Below are 3,577 nucleotides of genomic sequence, written 5' to 3' on the forward strand. Positions count from 1 at the left end.
GTGGAAGCCGCCCGCGCCGGCGAGCAGGGCCGGGGCTTCGCCGTGGTGGCCAGCGAGGTGCGCACGCTGGCCCAGCGCAGCGCGACCGCCGCCAAGGAGATCAAGGCGCTGATCGACGATTCGGTCACGCAGGTGGACGCCGGCAGCAAGCTGGTGCAGGACGCCGGGGCCACCATGGACAAGGTGGTGGACAGCGTGCGCCGCGTGACGGCCATCGTGGCCGAGATCAGCAACGCCAGCCAGGAGCAGAGCACCGGCATCGCCGAGATCGGCAGCGCCGTGAGCCAGATGGACCAGTCCACCCAGCAGAACGCCGCGCTGGTGGAAGAGGCCACCGCCGCCGCGCAGTCGCTGCAGCAGCAGGCGGCGCAACTGGCCGACGCGGTCGCCGGCTTCAAGCTCGACGCCCACGGGGCCGCAGCGCCGTCGCGGGGCGGTCCGGCGGCCGGAACGAACCGCGCCCTGACCATGCGATAAAAAACGGCCTCCAGCACAATAAGCATTAGGGCATATAGCTATATATTTGATAGCAAAATAACCCGACCGCATGGCGATCGGGCTCAGGCCTGGGGCGTGGCAGCCCCAATCAGCGATAAAGGACAGGGGCGCCGGGTGGCATTCAAGCCCGCGTGCGCCCTCTTTTCGGCCTTCGCTGACGGCGCCAAGGCCCCCCTGGCGGCCATGATGGCGCGATGACCCCCACCCTGCCCTCGCGCACCCCTTCGGCGCCGGCCCGCCCCGGCCGAGCCCCCCTCACGCCACGCACCTGGCTCGCCCTGGCCGGCTGGCTCGCGATCGCCTTCGTGGCTGCTGCGGTCGGCAGCATCGCATCGGTCCAGGCGCCGCAGTTCTACGCCCAGCTCACCCAGCCGGCCTGGGCACCGCCCGCCTGGCTGTTCGGGCCGGTGTGGAGCGCGCTGTACGCCATGATGGGCGTTGCCGCCTGGCTGGTATGGCGCGAGCCCGCAGGGGCCCTGCGCCGGCGCGCACTGTGGCTGTTCGCCGTGCAGCTGGCACTCAATGCGCTGTGGAGCTGGCTGTTCTTCCAATGGCACCAGGGCGCCTCGGCGCTGGCCGACATCGGCCTGCTGTGGTGCTGCGTGGCCGCCACCCTGGTGGCGTTCTGGCGGCTGCGGCCGCTGGCCGGGGCGCTGCTGGCGCCCTACCTGGCCTGGATCACCTTCGCCGCCGCGCTGAACTTCACGGTCTGGCGGCTGAATCCGCAACTGCTGGGCTGAGGGGCCGGCGTCTTTCGCGGCGCGGGCTACAGCGCCTTGCGCAGGTTGGCCGGCGCGATCTTGAGCGCCTCGCGGTACTTGGCCACGGTGCGGCGCGCGCACTCGATGCCTTGCTCCTTCAGCATCTCGGCGATCTGGCTGTCCGACAGCGGCTTGGCCGGGCTCTCGGCCGAGACGAACTGCTTGATGAGTGCCCGCACCGCCGTGCTGGAGGCGTTGCCCCCGGTCTCGGTGCCCAGGCCCGAGCCGAAGAAATACTTGAGTTCGTACGTGCCCTGCGGCGTGGCCATGTACTTGGCCGTGGTCACGCGGCTGATGGTGGACTCGTGCAGGCCCAGTTCGTCGGCGATGTCGCGCAGCACCAGCGGCCGCATGGCCAGCTCGCCGTGCACGAAGAAGTTCTTCTGCCGGTCCACGATGGCGCGCGACACGCGCAGGATGGTGTCGAAGCGCTGCTGGATGTTCTTGATGAACCAGCGCGCCTCCTGCAGCCGCTGCTGCAGGCCCTGGTGGCCCTCGCCGCCACGGTTGCCGCGCAGCGCGCCGGCGTAGATGTCGTGCACGCGCAGGCGCGGCATCACATCGGGGTTGAGCTGCACGCTGAAGTTCTGCTGCGTGCCGCGCCCGGTCTTCTTCACGATGACGTCGGGCACGATGATGTTGCGCTCCACCTCGGCGAAGGCGCGGCCGGGCCGGGGCTCCAGGCGGGCGATCAGCGCCATGGCCGCGCGCGTGCGCTCCTCGCCGCCGCCGCAGGCCTGCGCCAGGCGGCGCACGTCGCGCCGCGCGAGCATCTCCAGCGGCTGCTGGCAGATGCGCAGCGCGGTCTGCACCACGTCGGGATCGCCCTCGCCGTCCTCGCGCAGTGCCTTGAGCTGCAGGGTCAGGCACTCGGCCAGTCCGCGCGCGCCCACGCCCACCGGGTCCAGGCTCTGCAGCAGGCCCAGCGCCACGGTGAAGCGGTGCACCAGCTCCTCGACCTGCTCGGTGTCGTCCTCGCCCGCCAGGCTCACGGCGAGCGACGGCAGCGATTCTTCCAGGTAGCCATCGTCGTTGAGCGACTCGATGAGAAAGCGCAAAGCGGCGGTGTCGACCTCGGACAGGCGCAGGCCCAGCGCCTGCCGGTGCAGGTAGGCGGTGAGCGACTCGTGGCTGCGGGCCAGTTCGGTGGCGTCGGCTTCGTCGCCCTCGCCGGCCGTGCGCGTGCGCGCCGGGGCGTCGCCACCCCATTCGCCGTCGTCCGGCGCCATCTCGACGGTGCCGTCGCCCTCCCAATCGGGGGCGTCGGCGCTGCCCGGCGCCTCGGCGGCGCTCGCGGCATCGCCCTCCGAAGAGGACTCCACCGCCGCGCTGGACTCGCCGGGCGCGCCGGAATAGATGGCCTCTTCGGTGTGGCGATCGTCCTCGCTCACGGGCGCATCGGCCTGCGGCAGGCCGAATTCTTCGCGCGCGGCCTCTTCGGCGGTGCGTTCGAGGAAGGGGTTTTCGTCGAGCATCTGCTCGACCTCTTGCGACAGTTCCAGGGTGGACAACTGCAGCAGCCGGATGGACTGCTGCAACTGCGGCGTGAGTGCCAGATGCTGCGAGACGCGCAGCGACAGCCCCGGCTTCATCACACCGGTGCCGCCGGGCCGCCCCGAGGCGCGAGAGCCCCCGCGGGGAGCAGCGCAGTCAACACGATGACCAGCGTGGGCGCCATGCTCACATCCTGAAATGCTCGCCGAGGTACACGCGCCGCACCTCGGCGTTGTCCACGATCTCGGAGGGCGTGCCCCGCGCCAGCACGCGCCCATCGCTGATGATGAACGCGTGGTCGCAGATGCCCAGGGTCTCGCGCACGTTGTGGTCGGTGATGAGCACGCCGATGCCCCGCGCCTTGAGGAACCCGATGATGCGCTGGATCTCGATCACGGCGATGGGGTCGATGCCCGCGAACGGCTCGTCGAGCAGGATGAAGCGCGGCTGCGTGGCCAGGGCCCGCGCGATCTCCACGCGGCGGCGCTCGCCGCCCGACAGCGCCAGGGCCGGGGAGGCCCGCAGGTGCTCCACGCGCAGCTCCTGCAGCAGGGCGGTGAGGCGCGACTCGATCTCGTCGCGGCTCAGGGCCTTGTCGTTCTCGTCGCGCTGCAGCTCCAGCACGGCGCGCACGTTCTCCTCGACCGTCAGCTTGCGGAAGATCGACGCTTCCTGCGGCAGGTACGACAGGCCCAGCCGCGAGCGGCGGTGGATGGGCATGTCGGCCACCGAATGGCCGTCGATGCGGATGTCGCCGCCATCGCTGCGCACCAGCCCCACGATCATGTAGAACGAGGTGGTCTTGCCCGCGCCGTTGGGGCCGA

General features: G+C 70.9%; 4 protein-coding genes. 2 read left to right on the forward strand and 2 right to left on the reverse strand.

Annotated features, from left to right (window positions below; translation table 11 throughout):
• Positions 1-477: methyl-accepting chemotaxis protein (locus AC27KI_RS20800; protein ID WP_487115608.1), on the forward strand; the 477-nt coding region annotated here is incomplete at its 5' end.
• A gap of 215 nt (positions 478-692) precedes the next feature.
• Positions 693-1,238, forward strand: coding sequence for a TspO/MBR family protein (locus AC27KI_RS20805; protein WP_487115610.1), 546 nt, complete (start codon positions 693-695; stop codon positions 1,236-1,238).
• A gap of 26 nt (positions 1,239-1,264) precedes the next feature.
• Here AC27KI_RS20805 and AC27KI_RS20810 read toward each other — a convergent pair whose 3' ends face one another.
• Positions 1,265-2,851 (reverse strand): RNA polymerase factor sigma-54, encoded by a 1,587-nt coding sequence (locus tag AC27KI_RS20810; protein ID WP_317360421.1) that lies wholly within the window; start codon positions 2,849-2,851, stop codon positions 1,265-1,267.
• A gap of 88 nt (positions 2,852-2,939) precedes the next feature.
• Positions 2,940-3,577: LPS export ABC transporter ATP-binding protein (lptB, locus tag AC27KI_RS20815; protein ID WP_487091302.1), on the reverse strand; the 638-nt coding region annotated here is incomplete at its 5' end.

Source organism: Acidovorax sp. KPB24-03 (assembly GCF_057546605.1).

Coding starts and splice junctions, on each gene's coding strand:
- AC27KI_RS20805 (WP_487115610.1), top strand. CDS start 693: ATGACCCCCACCCTGCCCTCGCGCACCCCTTCGGCGCCGGCCCGCCCC.
- AC27KI_RS20810 (WP_317360421.1), bottom strand. CDS start 2,851: ATGAAGCCGGGGCTGTCGCTGCGCGTCTCGCAGCATCTGGCACTCACG.